The sequence below is a fragment of the Paraburkholderia lebeckiae genome (genome assembly GCF_050436325.1).
Classification (GTDB): Bacteria; Pseudomonadota; Gammaproteobacteria; order Burkholderiales; family Burkholderiaceae; genus Paraburkholderia; species Paraburkholderia tuberum.
Genome location: NZ_JBNDLZ010000003.1, coordinates 380,914 through 397,149, shown reverse-complemented (window position 1 = coordinate 397,149; position 16,236 = coordinate 380,914). Strand labels below are relative to the sequence as shown.

11 protein-coding genes and 1 pseudogene are annotated in these 16,236 nt (G+C 62.7%); 9 read left to right on the top strand and 3 right to left on the bottom strand.

Going from position 1 to position 16,236, the window contains the following annotated elements:
* The first annotated feature begins 627 nt into the window (after positions 1–627).
* Positions 628–1,920 (top strand): NAD(P)/FAD-dependent oxidoreductase, encoded by a 1,293-nt coding sequence (locus OKW44_RS19820; RefSeq protein WP_018417916.1) that lies wholly within the window; start codon positions 628–630, stop codon positions 1,918–1,920.
* Positions 1,921–1,951: 31 nt separating this feature from the next.
* Positions 1,952–2,356, top strand: a complete 405-nt coding sequence (locus OKW44_RS19815) for a DUF3331 domain-containing protein (protein WP_084753959.1) — start codon at positions 1,952–1,954, stop codon at positions 2,354–2,356.
* A gap of 562 nt (positions 2,357–2,918) precedes the next feature.
* On the opposite strand, the gene OKW44_RS19810 is transcribed toward OKW44_RS19815, so the two are convergent.
* Positions 2,919–3,101 carry a hypothetical protein gene (locus OKW44_RS19810; RefSeq protein ID WP_018417914.1) on the bottom strand — a complete coding sequence of 61 codons (183 nt, stop codon included), beginning with the start codon at positions 3,099–3,101 and terminating at the stop codon, positions 2,919–2,921.
* Between the two features lie 524 nt (positions 3,102–3,625).
* Here OKW44_RS19810 and OKW44_RS19805 point away from each other — a divergent pair.
* Positions 3,626–3,982, top strand: a complete 357-nt coding sequence (locus OKW44_RS19805; RefSeq protein WP_018417913.1) for a hypothetical protein — start codon at positions 3,626–3,628, stop codon at positions 3,980–3,982.
* Between the two features lie 784 nt (positions 3,983–4,766).
* Here OKW44_RS19805 and OKW44_RS19800 read toward each other — a convergent pair.
* Complete coding sequence (locus OKW44_RS19800; protein WP_018417912.1) at positions 4,767–5,384, bottom strand: TetR/AcrR family transcriptional regulator; 618 nt, start codon at positions 5,382–5,384, stop codon at positions 4,767–4,769.
* A gap of 219 nt (positions 5,385–5,603) precedes the next feature.
* Between OKW44_RS19800 and OKW44_RS19795 the strand changes: the two genes are divergently transcribed.
* The 4 genes and pseudogenes from OKW44_RS19795 (at position 5,604) to OKW44_RS19780 (ending at position 11,049) form a co-directional block, all read left to right on the top strand.
* Entirely contained in the window at positions 5,604–7,082 is a 1,479-nt protein-coding gene (locus OKW44_RS19795; protein WP_018417911.1) for an efflux transporter outer membrane subunit, read from the top strand.
* A gap of 56 nt (positions 7,083–7,138) precedes the next feature.
* Positions 7,139–8,314 (top strand): HlyD family secretion protein, encoded by a 1,176-nt coding sequence (locus OKW44_RS19790; protein WP_026225361.1) that lies wholly within the window; start codon positions 7,139–7,141, stop codon positions 8,312–8,314.
* A 12-nt stretch (positions 8,315–8,326) separates the two neighbouring features.
* Positions 8,327–9,868: a DHA2 family efflux MFS transporter permease subunit gene (locus OKW44_RS19785; protein ID WP_018417910.1), complete on the top strand. Its 1,542-nt coding sequence runs from the start codon at positions 8,327–8,329 to the stop codon at positions 9,866–9,868.
* Between the two features lie 120 nt (positions 9,869–9,988).
* Positions 9,989–11,049: pseudogene (locus tag OKW44_RS19780) on the top strand (AI-2E family transporter).
* Positions 11,050–11,107: 58 nt separating this feature from the next.
* Here the strand turns inward: OKW44_RS19780 and OKW44_RS19775 are convergent.
* Complete coding sequence (locus OKW44_RS19775; RefSeq protein ID WP_018417904.1) at positions 11,108–11,731, bottom strand: TetR/AcrR family transcriptional regulator; 624 nt, start codon at positions 11,729–11,731, stop codon at positions 11,108–11,110.
* Between the two features lie 197 nt (positions 11,732–11,928).
* Here OKW44_RS19775 and OKW44_RS19770 point away from each other — a divergent pair, with 197 nt between their 5' ends.
* Together OKW44_RS19770 and OKW44_RS19765 are read left to right on the top strand one after the other, a co-directional pair.
* Positions 11,929–12,888 carry a LysR family transcriptional regulator gene (locus tag OKW44_RS19770; protein ID WP_018417903.1) on the top strand — a complete coding sequence of 320 codons (960 nt, stop codon included), beginning with the start codon at positions 11,929–11,931 and terminating at the stop codon, positions 12,886–12,888.
* A 329-nt stretch (positions 12,889–13,217) separates the two neighbouring features.
* Positions 13,218–15,710: a DUF3772 domain-containing protein gene (locus OKW44_RS19765; protein WP_018417901.1), complete on the top strand. Its 2,493-nt coding sequence runs from the start codon at positions 13,218–13,220 to the stop codon at positions 15,708–15,710.
* Positions 15,711–16,236: the final 526 nt, after the last annotated feature.

The following is a 16,236-nucleotide window of genomic DNA, read 5'->3' as shown; positions in this document are numbered from 1 at the left end:
AGCCAATGCCGTTTCGAGCGAAGCTGCCGCGTCCATACCGAATCCGATCAGTGCGACCCCGCGCCGAGTGCGTCGCTGCTCAGGCTCATCGTGCCCACTCGAATCTCTCATCCGCCCCTTTGCGATGACCGCACAGCAGCGTGCCGAGGTACGAGATGGCGCTAGCGTCCACGCCCGGGCGAACCACCCAGAAGCGAGTTCCTCGACCGCCACTCTCCACTCGTTGTAGCGCAGCGGCGCATATGAATTCTGTGAACCTCGCTTCCTTCGACTCGAAGCAGTCGTAGACCGTGGTCTTTGATGCGCCTGCCGCGCCGCAACCTCGGACGTCGACGCCTGCTCGAACCGCAATTCGCTGAACACCTCAAATGCGGCATCACGGTCACCCGCCCTTGTTCCTGTTTTTCACCCTCATCTTCAATGCTGCGGCGGGCTGCACGACCGATCAACGACATGACCAGCGGCGGCGACGCCCGCGACTGGCCTACGATTCGCAATGCTGTGATCCTCCGTTACAGAAACTGTACAGTACATTTATGTTGACATCGGGGCCGCCTGATAACTATACTGCATGGTATTGTAAAAGGTGAAAGGGAGTACGAAATCATGCAACAGAGACATTTGACGATGCGCCAAACGCCCCGGATCGTCATCGTCGGCGGCGGCATCGCTGGACTCCTGCTGGCGACCAGGCTGGGCAACACGCTTGGCCGCAGCGGCCGCGGTCAGGTAACGCTAATCGACAAAAGTGCAACCCATATCTGGAAGCCCATGCTGCACACCATCGCGGCAGGCACTCGCGATGCCCAGCAACAGAAGGTCATCTATCTCGCCCACGCCCGCGACCACGGCTTCAACTATCAGCCGGGGGAAATGGAAGGTCTGGACCGCAACGCTCATATCGTGAAGCTGGCGGCGCTGCGTTCGCCGTCGGGGGAAGTCGTGATCGGGCCGCGCACTGTCGAATACGATGTGCTGATTCTTGCATTAGGCAGTCGCGCCAACGACTTCGGCACGCCAGGCGTACTTGATCATTGCCATTTCATTGACAGCCAGGCACAGGCAGAAGTCTTCAACGAAGCATTGCGAATCCGTATATTCCAGAGTGTTGTGACGAATAGCCCCTTGCGCGTGTCCATCGTCGGCGCCGGAGCGACCGGCGTCGAACTGGCAGCTGAATTGAGCCGCTTACTCGAAGTGGCGTCGAGTTACGGCGACCCCGGCATCCGCTCACGACTGGAGCTCACCCTTTATGAAAGTGCCCCGCGCGTACTGGCGGCATTTCCGCCGGCGGTGTCAGAGTCCACCGAGGCACAGTTACGGCATATCGGTTTCACGGTGCGAACGGGCACGCGAGTGACCGCCGCCGAATCCGATGGATTCCGGTTGGGCGACGGCAGCAAGCAACCGGCGGATTTGATGGTATGGGCGGCGGGCGTCAAGGCCTCTGATTTTCTAGGCAAACTGGATGGGATAAATAGCAATCGTTCCAATCAGATCACCGTCAGGCCGACCCTGCAGGCGCAGGACGACGACGCACTATTCGCCCTCGGCGATTGCTCGACGTTGACGCTCGCCGGCAATGAACGTCCTCTCGCACCGACGGCGCAAGTCGCCACGCAGCAGGCACAACACCTCGCAAAGCACTTGCCGGACTGGCTCGGCGGGGGTTCATTGCCCGACTTTGCATTTCACGACTTCGGCGCGCTCGTGTCGCTGAGCGACTACAACGCTTTTGGGACGCTCGGGCAGTTCGGATTCTTCCGCGGCGGGTTTATCAAGGGCCGATTCGCGCAGCTCAGTCACGCCATGCTCTATCGACAACATCAGCAGGCTTTGCACGGTCTTGGCAAGGCCATGATGCTATGGACTGCCGAGCGGATTAACGGCTTCGTGCAGCCGAAGATACGGCTCAGCTGAACGCCACCTCACTTTTGACGGGAGTACACCCATGGATCTATGCGGGACGGCGGACACTGCATGGCAGAGCACAGTGGGCCAACTCGATTTGGGATGCGCGGAACAATTGGCGGCTCGGGTCAGGCATATAGTCGATTCGCGTGGATCGAGCAGTCTGCCGGTCAAGAATGGCGACGTTGCGATCGCGCTGCTCGACCGACCCGGTCCACGAACAGTCACCGTATCGTGGAGCGACGCTCGAGGTTGCAGGTACGGCGAACAGCTTTGGCGCCTTCAAACAGCGAAACGATGCGGTATATGCGCTTTGAACGGACAAGGCATCGCCGCAGGCGATGTAATCTACCGCCCCACAAAGGTGGACCCGCCTCCCGCAAATGCGGCTGCCATGATGCTCGGAACGTTAGTCGAGTTCGCCTTTGCCGATCCATTTTTTTGATTTCGCGGGCGTGTTTCGCTGGTAATGCTTCCCGGACAAACACTGCGCGACCGCGCGCAGTTGCTGCCCGCGACCGATCAGTCAACTTGTATCCTCGAGCCGCATACTGGACGTCGCCGATGCGCGCCGATGTCGCTTAACAGGTGTGCGAGGGACGTTTGCAAATCTTGCGCCACTCGAAGATTTTAGTCTGTAGATCGAGGGTGTCGAACGGAGCTTGTGCGGGCCGGCGCGCTACGTATCCCGCTAGCCTGTCCGAGGTCGTCCGGTCAAATCCGCCCCGATGCGAAAGTCATTGTCACGATCTCGGAATCGAGCTGTGATAGACGCGTGGGCGAATATTCAAAGGCGAAGCCGGTTATGGATCGTGCAAAAAAAGTTGCCAATCTAAAGTCCGTCAAGGTTCCGGGCACAGCGAAATTGTTGAACCCCGGCACGGGCCGCGTTCGTCGCTTGGTCCGCGTCAAGGGAAACGGCGGGTATCTTTACCAGCCAAAAGAACCGTCACACGCGCCGCATTGGACGTGTCATCGAGCGGCCTTCGCCGTTGGGCGCAGAGGGCTCAGTGCGTCAGGACGGTCGTTTGCACGGCGAGGCGCTCGACCTCGAGTAGCGCCTGGCCGAGCACATCGATAGCCCCATTCGTGGTGGAGGCCGTAGCAGCGCTGCGCAACGCATGCTGAACGACCTCATGAATGACTTCCGTGTTCGATGATCCGATCTGGAACGTGATTTGGTGTGCCATAAGCATTCCTGCGTAAATAGCGAAGTGTGTGTGTCAGAGGATGCAGTATAAGCAAAGCGCGCCGCCTTTTGACGCGCGCAATTATGAGTTGCGAGAATCTTCAATACGCGGGCTGGCGTGAACCGCGAAGCGCTGGCATCAGAACAACAGGCGGAAGATATTGCGATATTCACGTAGCGTCCCGGCAACGAACTTCGATTGAAGCGTTACGCTCGACGGCATCCCGCTAGCGTAACGCCCCGGCTCGATACCGTCGAAGCAAATGTGCTGCGCGTCATCCAGATGGTCCGCTCGGCCCCTGCCCGCGGACGCACTAAAGAACCGCGCACCGCTCCAGGGCAACCGGCTGCGACCCTTGCAGTGACGGCAACGGCAACTATCCGTTGCCCCGGGGATGCTTGTAAGCCGACGGTAACTGACTAAACTGGCACCAACGAACTGGCAAACAGCACTCATGCCTCGCCAGACTGTTGTTCCCCAAACACCGCGTCTCCCGCATCCGACGTTCGATATGGAGTCTGATCATGCAAAAGTCGAAGACCTTCCTCCCCGTCCCTGTTGTGGCGTCGGTCCTGTCGTTTTCGACCGCCGCATTCGCTAACAGCGATGGTCCCCAGACGTATGAGCAAGCGGCTGCGCAAATGGTTCAGCGTCAAACGGTCGGCTACCATGACCGCACGAGCGCCGCTACACAACATGCAATGGACTTTCAGGCGGTGTTGGCCCGCGTGGAAGCCCAACGACAGGCGTTCCACACCTACGGCGGGCTGAATAGTTCGTCCGCTCCCCTCCCGTCAGACAACGTGGCGTCGGGCAGCCCCGTCGACTTCAGTACCGCAACGGCGTCCTGGCGTTACAAGGCAACTGTGGCCGCGCGTTGATACGGCATGCGGCTGCCAATCGCATCAAGGTCAAGACAACCAGCTGAACAAAATTGAAATGAAAAAGACCTTCCCCGTATTGTTCCCATTCCTTACCAGCGCATCCGTGCTGGCGCAAAGCAGTCTGCCGCAGCAATTGCCAAAACAGCAGCCAGCCTCCGCCCGGCAACCCGCCACGAAGCTTTCACAGGGTGGGCCGCAGCTTCCGCAGCTTCCGCAGCTTCCGCACCCTCCACAGCTTCCGCAGCTTCCGAACCGGCTTCCGACACAAGCGTCGACGCAAGTCCCGACCCAGCTTCCGAAATAACCTTGTGGCTGCGCAATCCACGCAGCCATGCCCGAGAGACCGGCGATTATCGCGGCTACCCCAATTCTGTTCCTCGCGGTGGGCATGATGCGATGCATGACGGCGTTTGCCGGCGATTCATCTATGACGTCCGCGAATCGCTGGCCGTGAGACCGTGACTGGTCGAGCAATAGACTGCTCTCAACGCTTGCCCAGCAATTCGGAGGCGCTGCATCTTCGCCGGCTGCCTGCGGGTTTCGGCGGTCGCATGGACCGCCATCGGCGTGGCCCGCCGTCCTGGTATGTTTCAGAGTAGCCATCCACTGGCCGTTTCAAGGTACGATTGGCTCCGGTACGGGCTAGCAGGCTGTTACCCATGTCAGGCGTTGCAAGCGGCGGATTTCGCCGACGCTGTCCAGGCTAAACCGCCCACCTGGCGACACGGTAGCGGTTCGCCCGCCGTCTCCCCGAGTTCCGCGACCCGTCCAGGCGTCCTGCCTATGCGGCGTCACCTTGGTCCGTGGGGCCGTATGCGGCCAGGAAGACATCAACCGCTCTTTGAACGACTTTGGCGATGTTGCGGGAACTGGTGTCCGCCGGCACACCCAGCAGGCAAAGCTCCAGCAACTCCGCTTCATACAGCCCGCGCAGATGCGCGGTCGCGACGTCTGCGTTACAGCTGCGCAGCTGCCCGCCGTCAATCGCCTGCTGCAGGAAGTCAGTCACCATTTGCCAGCCGACCTTCGGCCCGCGCTCATAAAACAGGGCGCCGACGTGCGAGCGGCCGCCTTCGTGATTTGCCAGACGGCGCACCGCCAGTATCTGCGGCTTGAGCGTGGCGGCGAGATAGTGTTTGCCGAACCTCAGCAGTGTCTCGCGAATCGGCAGCGAGGTCTTGAGTAGCTCCGTCGCTACTTTGGCTTCCTCCGCGGCGGCCATCATGACGTCCGCGAACATCAGATCCTTGGACTCGAAATAGCTGTAGAGCGTGGCTTTTGATCCGCCTGCCCGCGCCGCGATCTCGGACATGGATGCCCGTTCGAATCCCACTTCGCAAAACACCTGGAACGCGGCGTCGACGATCGCCTGCCGCTTTTCTTCTGTCTTCACCCTCATTTTCAATGCCCTCCTTCTGTCTACAAGACTGATCAACGACATGGCCGGCGGCGACGCTCGTGACCGGTATTGATTTTCAATGTTGTGATTTTACCATACCTGAACCGTACAGTTTATTTGTGTTGACATGGGCGATCTGGATAACTAGACTGCGCGGTATTGTAAAAGGCGCAAAGGGAGCAGGAGATCATGCAAGAGAGCACGGACATTCGGAGTCAGATGAAACCGGTGAGGCTGGCCGTCGCGTTCGCGTTCGCGTTCGCGGTGAGCGCCTGCGCGCAACTGCCCGACATGCCGCAGAAGCCGATCATGAAAGACGTCAGCAGGTATGAGACGGCGCACAGTCTCAGCGCGGACGGCGGCAAGCAGGGCAGCACGGCGTCTGCATGGCCCACTGATCAGTGGTGGCTCAGCTACAACGATCCGCAACTGAACGCGCTGATTGGGGAAGCGCTCCAGGATGAGCCGACGCTGGCGGCCGCCCAGGCGCGGCTGCATAACGCCGAGGCGTCGGCGCAGGTGGCGGGCGCGGCGCTGCTTCCCGAAGTCAGCGCGGACGGCTCGGTCCAGAAGAAAAAGCAGAGCTACAACAACGGTATTCCCTCAGATTTCGTTCCCCACGGGTGGCGCCCCTACGGCAGCGCCGAGCTCAACTTCAGCTACGAGATCGACTTCTGGGGCAAGAATCGCGCGGCGCTGGCCGCCGCTACGTCTGAGCTCGACGCCGCGCGCGCCGATGCGGCACAGGCCCGCATGGTTCTCTCCGCGTCGATCGCCGCAGCCTATGCCGACCTCGCGCGTCTATTCGCCGAGCGCGACAGTGCGCAGGCGGCATTGCAGGTCCGCACGCAATCCGCGCAGCTGTTCCGGGAGCGTTTCGCGAACGGTCTGGAAACGCAGGCCGGTGTAAAGCAGGCCGAGTCGAAGCAACAAAGCGCGCAGGCCGACCTTCTCGCGCTTGATGAATCGATTGCACTCGAGCGCAACCAGATCGCCGCGCTGATGGGCGCCGGGCCCGACCGCGGCCTGCGCATCGCACCGCCGGCCGTCGATCTGACGCAGCCTGCCGGGATGCCCGCCAACCTTGGACTCGGCCTGCTTGGCCGCCGTCCGGACGTGGTGATTGCACGCCTGCGTGTAGAGGCGGCGGCGAAGCGGATCGACGTCGCGCGAGCCGGGTTCTATCCGGACATCACGCTTGGCGCGTCGGTCGGCTTCCAGTCGCTTGGCCTGAACATGCTGACGAACGCGGCTTCGCTGGCCGGCAACTTCGGTCCGGCGATCACGCTGCCCATCTTCAACGGCGGACGTTTGCGCGGCGAACTGCGCGGCGCGCGGGCGACTTACGACGAGGCGGTCGCGAACTACGACGAAACGCTGACGAAGGCGCTGCACGACGTGGCCGACGTTGCCGCAAGCGAACGCGCGCTGGCGGACCGGCTGCAAGCGACGCAGGCCGCCTACGACGACGCCGCCCAGGCGCACCAGGTCGCGCTCGATCGCTATCGAGCCGGCCTTGCCGGTTATCTCGAAGTGCTGAACGCCGCCGACACGATGACTTCCGCGCAGCGCCAGCTCGCCGATATCCGGTCGCGCACCTTCTCGCTCGATGTCGCGCTCGTGCGCGCACTCGGCGGCGGATATCAGGCCAGCACGCCGGCCGCGACCGATGCAGCCCATCCCAACAAGCAAAGCTGATTTCAAGGACTCCGATCATGTCTGAAACCCAATTCGTCAAAACCAGCGAGTCGCTGATGCCGGACTCGCCCTCTTCCGCTGTTTCCGCTGCGCCCGCCGATACCGGTGCCGCGGCCGGCGCTCCCCCTTCGAACCGCAAGAAGCTGTTCGCGCTGCTCGGCGGCGCCATTCTCGTCGCCGGTCTCGCCTACGCAAGCTACTGGCACTTCATCGCGTCGCACCACGTGTCGACCGATAACGCCTACACCGCAGCCGAAGTCGCGTCGATCACGCCGGCGGTGAGCGGGATCGTCAGGAGCGTTCCGGTCGTGAATACGCAGCAGGTACATAAGGGCGACGTATTGGTGGTCATCGATGACACCGACGCAAAGATTGCGCTCGCGCAGGCTGAGGCCGATGTGGGCCGCGCCGAACGCAAAGTTCGCGGCTATGTCGCCACAGATACCCAGCTGAGCGCGCAGGTCAGTGCGCGCGCAGCCGACCAGACCCGGATGGCCGCGCAGATCGCGTCGGCCCAGGCTGACTTTGACCGCGCGGCGATCGACCTGCAGCGCCGCGAGGTGCTGACCCACACCGGCAGCGTATCCGGTGAAGAGCTGAGCAACGCCCGTGCTGCATTTGCCACCGCCAGGGCAGCGCTCGACGCAGCGCGCGCCGCGGCCTTGCAGGCGAAGGCAAGCCGCGACGCCGCAGTCGGCTCGCTCGAAGCGAACAAGGTGCTGATTGCGGACACGACGGTCGAAACCAATCCGGAAGTCCTGCTTGCACGCGCGAAGCGCGATCAGGCCCGCGTCGATCTCGAGCGCACCGTGCTGCGCGCGCCGGTCGACGGTGTCGTCGCGAGCCGCCAGGTTCAGGTGGGGCAGCGCGTTCAGACCGGCACGGCGTTGATGTCGGTCGTGCCGATCGAATCCGTCTACGTCGACGCCAATTTCAAGGAGACGCAGCTCGGCAAGGTGCGCATCGGTCAACCGGTGGAACTGGAGTCGGACCTGTACGGCAGCAAGGTCGTCTATCACGGCAAGGTCACGGGCCTGGCCGGCGGTTCAGGCTCGGCGTTCGCGATGATTCCCGCGCAGAACGCGACCGGCAACTGGATCAAGGTCGTGCAGCGCCTGCCTGTGCGCGTCAGGATCGATCCGGCCGAGCTTCGCACGCACCCGCTCGGCATCAACCTGTCGATGGAAGCGACGGTCGACACGCGCGGCGGCAACGACGCGCCCGCTCACTAAGGATCCGCCGCCATGTCTTCCAGTCAGGTCAATGACATCGCATTGCCGCCGCTGTCCGGCTCCATGCTGATTCTCGCGGCGGTGATGATCGCCGCCGCCAACTTTGTCGCGGTGCTGGACAGCACCATTGCGAATGTGTCCGTAGCGACCATTTCTGGTGCACTTGGCTCCTCGACCAGCCAGGGCACATACGTCATCACGTCCTATGCGGTGGCCGAAGCGATCACGGTTCCGCTGACCGGCTGGCTTGCGAGTCGCTTCGGAACGGTGCGTGTGTTCATCACGGCGCTCATCATGTTCGGACTGGGTTCGGCACTGTGCGGGATGGCGACGTCGCTCGGCACGCTGGTGCTGTTCCGTGTGTTCCAGGGGCTCGCGGGCGGCCCGCTCATGCCGCTCTCGCAAACCCTGCTGCTGCGCATCTTCCCGAAGGAGAAGACCGCCGCCGCGCTCGGCCTGTGGAGCATGACGACCCTGCTCGCGCCGGTGATGGGCCCTGTACTGGGCGGCGTCATCTGCGACGACTACCACTGGTCCTACATCTTCTTCATCAACGTGCCGGTGTCGTTGATCTGCGCCTACGCCGGATGGATGCTGCTCAAGCGCTATGAATCCGAGAAGATACGGATGCGGATCGACACGGGTGGACTCGTGCTACTGGTCATCTGGGTCTCGGCGCTGCAGATCATGATCGATGAGGGCAAGGACAAGGACTGGTTCAGCTCGATGGAAATTCGCGTACTGGCGGTGACTGCGGTGATCGGCTTCCTCGCCTTCCTCATCTGGGAGCTGACCGAGCGTAACCCCATCGTCGATCTACGGGTGTTCCGCCATCGTGGCTTTGGTGCGAGCGTGGTCACCATGACGCTGGCGTTCGGCGCGTACTTCGGCGCCACCGTGCTCACGCCACTGTGGTTGCAGAACAATATGGGGTACACGGCCACGTGGGCCGGGTATGCCACGGCCACGACGGGCATCTTCGCGGTCGTGTCCGCGCCGCTTGCTGCCAAATTGTCAACGAAGTTCGATGGACGCTGGCTCGTGTTTGCCGGCGTAATGTGGCTCGGCTCGGTGACACTGTTCCGCACCCATGCGAATTCGGATATGGACTTCTGGCAGGTGGCTTTGCCGCTGTTGCTGCAAGGCGTCGGCCTGCCGTTCTTCTTCGTGCCGACGACGAGCCTCGGCCTGAGCAGTGTCGACGAGCCCGAAACAGCTTCGGCGGCGGGGCTGATGAGCTTCTGCCGGACCTTCGGCGGAGCGATTGCCACGTCGGTCGTCAACACGTTGTGGGAGAACAAGACCAAGTACAACCGCGCGGAGCTGTCGGGCCTGGTCGATCAGGCTGGCCACTATGCGTCCTCGCTAGCGGGCTCAGGCTGGAGCGCACATCAGGCGCAGGCTCAGATCAGCACCGTGGTCGAGTCGCAGGCGGTGATGCTCGCCACCAACCAGCTTTTCTTTAACATCGCATGCTGCTTCGTCGTCGGCGCACTGGCGATCTGGATTGCGCCCAAACCGACGCGTGTGGCGGATACGTCGCAGGCGCATTGAGCGCGGGGGGCGCGCGGGCGCGCCCCGCTGATTGATTGGCGACACTGATGACCCCTCCCCGATACGCCGCAGTCTTTTTTGCGCTGTCACTTGCGGGCCACCCGAATACCACTCTCAACCATGCCCCCGACTCCCTATCAGCGCCAGGCCCTCGTCTGGAGCGCCATCGCCGCTGGCCTCGGTATCCTTCTATGGATCTTGCGACCGGTTCTCACGCCATTCCTGCTCGGTGCGCTCGTCGCGTACATATTGCAGGCGGGCGTCGAGTGGCTGGTGCGCCAGCGTGTACCGCGTACGGTGTCCGTGCTCCTGATGATGCTCCTGTTTGCATCGCTGCTGACGCTACTGCCGCTACTTGCGTTCGCCGTGATCCACAAGGAAGGGCCCGAGCTCGCGAAGAACATTCCCGTCTTCATCGCCGGCCTGAACGCGTGGCTGCAACCGAAGCTGGCACTGCTGGGCGTCAGCTACTCACTCGACCTGCCCGGAGTCCGCCACCTGCTGACGGGCGACACAGTCGGCGACGGCCAGACCGTCATACTCGCCGCCTGGCGGTACGTGCGTACAGGCAGCAACGTCGTGCCGCCCGTGGTGAGTAACGTCGTACTCGTGCCGCTTGTCCTTTTCTATCAGCTTTACGACCGGCACCAGATATTCGCGCGGATGGAAAGCTTTGTGCCGCGGCGCTGGGTCGGCAAGGTCCGGGGACTCGTGACCGAGATGGACCAGATGCTGTCGCAATACTTGCGCGGCCAGTTGCTCGTGATGGGCGTGCTCGCCGTGTTCTACCCGATCGCGTTGACGCTGGCCGGCCTCGACATCGCGCTGCCCATCGGGCTCTTCACCGGCTTGGCGGTGTTCATCCCCTACGTGGGTTGCGCCCTGGGACTCGCCCTTGCCCTTCTTGCCGCACTTCGGCAGTTTGGCGGCTGGTACGGCATCGGCGCAGTCGCAGCGTGTACGGAGTTGGGCAGGTTCTCGAAAGTTCTTTTCTTGTTCCCAGACTCGTGGGTAACCGCATCGGTCTACACCCGCTCGCGGTCATCTTCGCCCTGCTTGCGTTTGGCCAGCTTTTTGGCCTTTTTGGCGTGCTGCTCGCGCTGCCAGTGAGTGCGATCCTTGCAGCGCTGCTGGGCGACCTTCGGCGCCGCTACGTGGCCAGTGCGCTGTATAAGGATTGACCGCGGGTTTGTCCTGGATGCCGGTGCCGCCCGGACAATGCGGGCGGCAGCCGGATGATCAGTGCGTGGTTTGTGCGGCGTGGGTCGGCCCGTATGCGGCCATGAACACGTCGACCGCTCTCTGGACGACCTTCGCGATGTTGCGGGGGCTGGTATCGGCCGGCACGCCAAACAGGCAGAGCTCCATCAACTCCGCTTCATACAGCGTGCGCAGATGCGCTGTCGCGATGGCTGCGTGACAGCTGCGCAACTGCCCAGCGTCAATCAATTGCTGCAGGAAGACAGCCACCGTTTGCCAGCCGAGCTTCGGCCCGCGCTCATAGAACAGGGCGCCGATATTCGACCGGCCGCCTTCGCGATGCGCGAGACGGCGCACGGCGAGGAGTTGCGGTTTCAGCACCGCAACCAGATAGTGCGTGCCGAAGCTCACCAGTGCATCGCGAACCGGCGTGGAGGTCTTGAGCAGTTCGAACCCCTCCCGGACTTCCTCCTGCGCGGCCGCGGTCATGAACTCAGTGAACATCTCTTCCTTTGATTCAAAGTAGCTGTAGAGCGTGGCTTTCGACCCGCCTGCCCGCGCCGCAATCTCCGACATCGACGCCTGCTCGAACCCCACCTCGCTGAACACCTCAAACGCGGCGTCAACAATCGCCTGCCGCTTTGCTTCCGTTTTCCCCCTCATCTTCGGGCTCTCCTTTTGTTTATGAGATCGATCGACGACGCCGCCGGCGGCAACGCACCTTGACCGATCTTCCATCTTCCTGACGTCACTTTAACATACTGAACTGACCGGTTTATTTACGTTGACAGCAACAGTATGTTTCCCTATACTGAACCGTATGGTTTTGAATACTGATTTACTCTGGATTGCGAACACTTATGGACCATCTCGAAACGCTGCGGACCTTTTGTACCGTCGTCGAAATGCAGAGCTTCACGCACGCCGCGCATACGTTGGGTGTCTCAAAGACAGTCGTCTCGCGCGCGATAACCGGGCTCGAAAACAGGCTCGGTGTGCGTCTTTTCCAGCGCACGACCCGGCATCTCGCACTCACTGAATCTGGCGAGGAGTTTTACGGCGGCTGCTCGCGCGTGGTTGCTGAACTGGACGTGCTCGAGGCCGGTACCGGGGAGCGCGCACGGGAGCCTGCGGGGGTACTGCGGCTCGTCGCCCACACCACCGCGGCGCTGATCGAGCTGCCACCACTGATCGCCGGGTTCCGCGCCCGGTACCCAGCCGTGCAGCTCGAATTGACGCTGGCGGAACGGCCAGTCGATCTGATCAGGGAAGCCTTTGATCTCGGTATCGTGCTGCCGTTCATGCTCACGAGCGAGCTCACGATCACCCGTTCGTTGTGCCGCCTCCCACTCGCCGTGGTGGGCTCCCCCAGCTATCTGAAGGGGCGCCAGCTACCGCAAAGGCCCAACGATCTCGCCGCATTCCGCTTCGTCACAATGCTGGCATCGATCAGCGAACCACAGTTGCGGCTCCGGCGCGGTGGCGAACAGATTGCCGTGTCACTGGAACACGACGTGTCGACCAACAACGCCGCGTTGAACAAGGAACTGGTGATGAGCGGTGCGGGTCTCGGCGTGTTGCCGCTGACGATGGTCGGCAAGGAGCTGGACGATGGCCGGCTGGTACAGTTGCTGCCCGACTTCGAGCTTATGAGCGGGGACGCCGAACTCAGGCTCGCCTATCGGGACCGGAGCCTGATGACGGCGAAGGTCCGGGCGTTCATCGACTATGTGACCTCGTACTTCGACGCGCGCGCTGCTCAGGTAGGCCACGCGCCACAGCAGCGAACGGTGGCCGGCGGCAGTGGCAGGCCGTCCTGATTGCGAGATGCTCATGCAAACCTTCCCTACTCTCGTCGTCTGCGAGCATTGTGACAGCGTGTACCGCCGCCGCGCGCTGGCCACGCGCGAGGTGGCGCGCTGCGGGCAATGTTCGGCCGTCCTGTATCGCGCAAGCCAGCTCGATGTCGATCGGTGGCTCGCGCTACGCGGACCTGGTGCGCGCGCAGCAACTCGCCATTGCGAGCCTGGCCGGCCGCATCGCGGAGGATGCGCGAGGCTGGGCGCAGTCGCGACAGCGTGGCTGTACGCCACAGGCCTGAGCCATTACACCCCTTACGCAATTACATGCCCTTGCCGGCTCAACCATCATGCGCAAAGTACCGGACTTCGTCTTTCATCTCGCCCTGCTGGCGTTATTCAGCCTGATTCCCCCGACAGTCTGGGCCGCCACTCCGTCGGAATCCATCGCAATTGCGCCTCTGGCATCGCCTGGCGACGACACTGAGACCCTGACAATTCTGGGGAAGCTGCAGACTCAACAGGACCAGATCAAGCAGCGGGCATCAACGGCGACAGGCGACGCGCAATTCGTCGAGCTGCAGACAGCAATCCAGCAGCTTTCGGCTCGGGTGGACAATTTCCTGGCCACGTCATTGGTGCCCGGGCGCGCGAAATTGCAGGCCCAGCTTGACGTGCTCGGTCCTGCGCCGCCTCCGGGCACCAGTGTGGAAATACCGGCGGTCGCCCAGCAGCGTCTCACTATTGCGGCACAGCGGGCGCGGCTCGACGCCGAATTCGGGCAGGTGGAAACCATCAGGGAGAACCTGCCAAACCTGACTACCCAGATTGGCCGGTTGCAGCATGACTATTTGAAAAACCAGCTCGCCTTTCGCTCCGGCAGCATTCTGGGCCGTGCGTTCTGGGCCCCGCTCTTACAGACCGAACCGACCGACCGTGACCGGCTGAAGGCATTCAATTCGCTGCTTACCGGTCAACTGCAGTCGGCGTGGCAACCGGGCGAGCGACTCACGATCGTACTGATGCTGCTGCTCGCGCTCGGAGCAGCGACGGCAGGCGCCCACCTGCTCGAACGGGCACTGCTATGGTTCTGCCTGCACCGCCTTCCTGAAGGCCGTTTGCGACGCAGCGCAATCGCGCTGTCGACCACGCTCACCAGCGTGGCGGCCGCTGCATGCGCAGTCCGGTTCATCTATCTTGCCCTGACTCATCAGCAGCCACTAAACGCCAACCTGCAGGATTTCGCCAGCGAACTGACTACGCTTGCCCTGACCTGCGCAATGATCGCGGGACTGGGTCGGGCGCTGCTGCGCAGTGACCGACCCTCGTGGCGCCTGACGGTCATGGCCGATCCGGTGGCGCGCGCGATCCAGCCGTTCCCCCGGATACTGGCGGCCCTGCTCATGCTCTCCGGCGCGGTGGAGCAGTTCAACAGAACAGTCGATACCAGTCTGCAGATGACGCTGCTCGGACGCGGGGTGGTGTCGCTGGTGGTCGCACTGACCATCGGCGCTGCCCTGCTGCGGGCGAACCGTGTGCGTAGTGCGCTGGCCGCCGCGGGAGAACCGCCGGAGGCCCGCTCGACCGTCGCCGGGTTGATCCATGCCGGTGTCGCCATTGCCGTCGTGGGCTCGCTGGTTTCGCTGCTGACCGGCTACATTTCGGTTGCACGATTCCTGACCTATGAGCTTGTCTGGTTCGATCTCGTCCTGTGCAGCTTCTACCTGCTGAGCAGGCTCACCCAGGACATCTGCGAAAACCTCTTCTCGGCGCACCATGCCAGCGGGCAAACCATCAGGCAGCTATTCGGGCTGGACGACATCCACCTCGAACAGGCTTCGACGGTGACGTCCGCGGTGGGCCGTAGCCTGCTGCTGGCGATCACGGTCATCGCGCTGCTGACCGGCGGCTTCGGCACCACGCCGGCCGGCCTGGCTGGCAGCATCCTCCAGATCGTCGGCGGCAACCGGCTGCACAGGCTGCACATCGTTCCCGAACACATCGTCAACGCGGTTCTCACGCTGGGTGTTGGCCTGTACCTGCTTCGGTCCGTGCGCAAATGGCTGGATCAGGAGTTACTGCCCAAAACCGGTATGAGCGCCGGCATGCGAGCCACCCTCCTCGCGCTATTGGTCAACACGGGCCGGGTGATTATCACGCTGCTGACGCTGTCGATACTGGGTGTGCGGTGGACCAGCCTCGCGTGGATCGTCAGCGCGCTGTCGGTCGGCATCGGCTTCGGGCTTCAGGAAATCGTCAAGAATTTCATCTCCGGCCTGATCCTGCTGACCGAGCGCCCGGTCAAGGTCGGGGATATCGTCAGTATTGCGGGCGTCGAGGGCGACATCCGCCGCATCAACGTTCGCGCTACCGAAATCCAGCTCGCCGACCGGTCCACGGTCATCGTCCCGAATTCCCACCTGATCTCGCAAAACGTGCGCAACGTGACGATGGGAAACCGGACGCAGGGTGTCGCGACCCTCACGCTCACCTTCCCGCTCAACATCGATCCTGAACAGTTGCGCGATCTTCTGCTCGCTGCCTACCAGGCGCACCCGTCGATACTGGACCATCCGGCACCATCGGTCATGTTCAGTGAGCTCGCCGCCGACGGCATCACATTGAGTGTCACCGGCTATGTTCGCAGCCCAAGAATAGCAGGCGATACGAGGAGCGACCTGCTGTTCGACATTCTCAAGCGGTTGCGTGCGGCGGCCATTACGTTGGCAACCCCGCAGACTGTAATTATTCGAGACCTGCGGGAAGCTGACACCTTTGTCCATGACCTCTCCCCTGAGCGGAAAGCCGTTGTCCGCACGGGAGGCGGATACGTGAACGTATAGGGTAGAAAGATCCTCGCGGCTACATGTGGGCAAGGAGCCAGTCGGCGCCGGGCCAAGGTGCTCCGCCGCGAAGTTGCTGACGCCATCGTTGCCGCCCTCGAACATCCACAGCTCTCCTTTGGGCATCTCGCTGGCGGTCCGCCGACCGTGCCGGTCGGCGTCCAGCAACGCGTCCGCTGTGCCGAAGATCACCAGGGCCGGCACCGCAACGTGACCGGCAACGCCTTCCAGCGTCATGCACGCCGCACGCTGGCGGGCCGTCTCGGCGCAGCCGTCACCGAGGTTCCACGTGTACTTGGCGAGGTAGAGCGCTGAGAACCCGGACCACGCATCGGCCATGCTCCAGGGTCCCGTTGGCCAACGCGGCAGGTATGCGCGGCTCGTACGCCGTCGCGCGGATGGCGTAATAGCCGCCGAGGCTGGCGCCGGCCACGGCGATCCGGCTCAGGTCGAGGTCGTTCCGGCCTGCCAGGGCGTCGAGCAGCGCGCCGACCGGCCGCTCGTAGTCGTGCCGGATCCCGAAGCT

Bases quoted from the DNA above. Each gene is read 5' to 3' on its own strand.
- OKW44_RS19820 (WP_018417916.1), top strand. From the start codon at position 628: ATGCGCCAAACGCCCCGGATCGTCATCGTCGGCGGCGGCATCGCTGGA.
- OKW44_RS19815 (WP_084753959.1), top strand. From the start codon at position 1,952: ATGGATCTATGCGGGACGGCGGACACTGCATGGCAGAGCACAGTGGGC.
- OKW44_RS19810 (WP_018417914.1), bottom strand. From the start codon at position 3,101: ATGGCACACCAAATCACGTTCCAGATCGGATCATCGAACACGGAAGTC.
- OKW44_RS19805 (WP_018417913.1), top strand. From the start codon at position 3,626: ATGCAAAAGTCGAAGACCTTCCTCCCCGTCCCTGTTGTGGCGTCGGTC.
- OKW44_RS19800 (WP_018417912.1), bottom strand. From the start codon at position 5,384: ATGAGGGTGAAGACAGAAGAAAAGCGGCAGGCGATCGTCGACGCCGCG.
- OKW44_RS19795 (WP_018417911.1), top strand. From the start codon at position 5,604: ATGAAACCGGTGAGGCTGGCCGTCGCGTTCGCGTTCGCGTTCGCGGTG.
- OKW44_RS19790 (WP_026225361.1), top strand. From the start codon at position 7,139: ATGCCGGACTCGCCCTCTTCCGCTGTTTCCGCTGCGCCCGCCGATACC.
- OKW44_RS19785 (WP_018417910.1), top strand. From the start codon at position 8,327: ATGTCTTCCAGTCAGGTCAATGACATCGCATTGCCGCCGCTGTCCGGC.
- OKW44_RS19775 (WP_018417904.1), bottom strand. From the start codon at position 11,731: ATGAGGGGGAAAACGGAAGCAAAGCGGCAGGCGATTGTTGACGCCGCG.
- OKW44_RS19770 (WP_018417903.1), top strand. From the start codon at position 11,929: ATGGACCATCTCGAAACGCTGCGGACCTTTTGTACCGTCGTCGAAATG.
- OKW44_RS19765 (WP_018417901.1), top strand. From the start codon at position 13,218: ATGCGCAAAGTACCGGACTTCGTCTTTCATCTCGCCCTGCTGGCGTTA.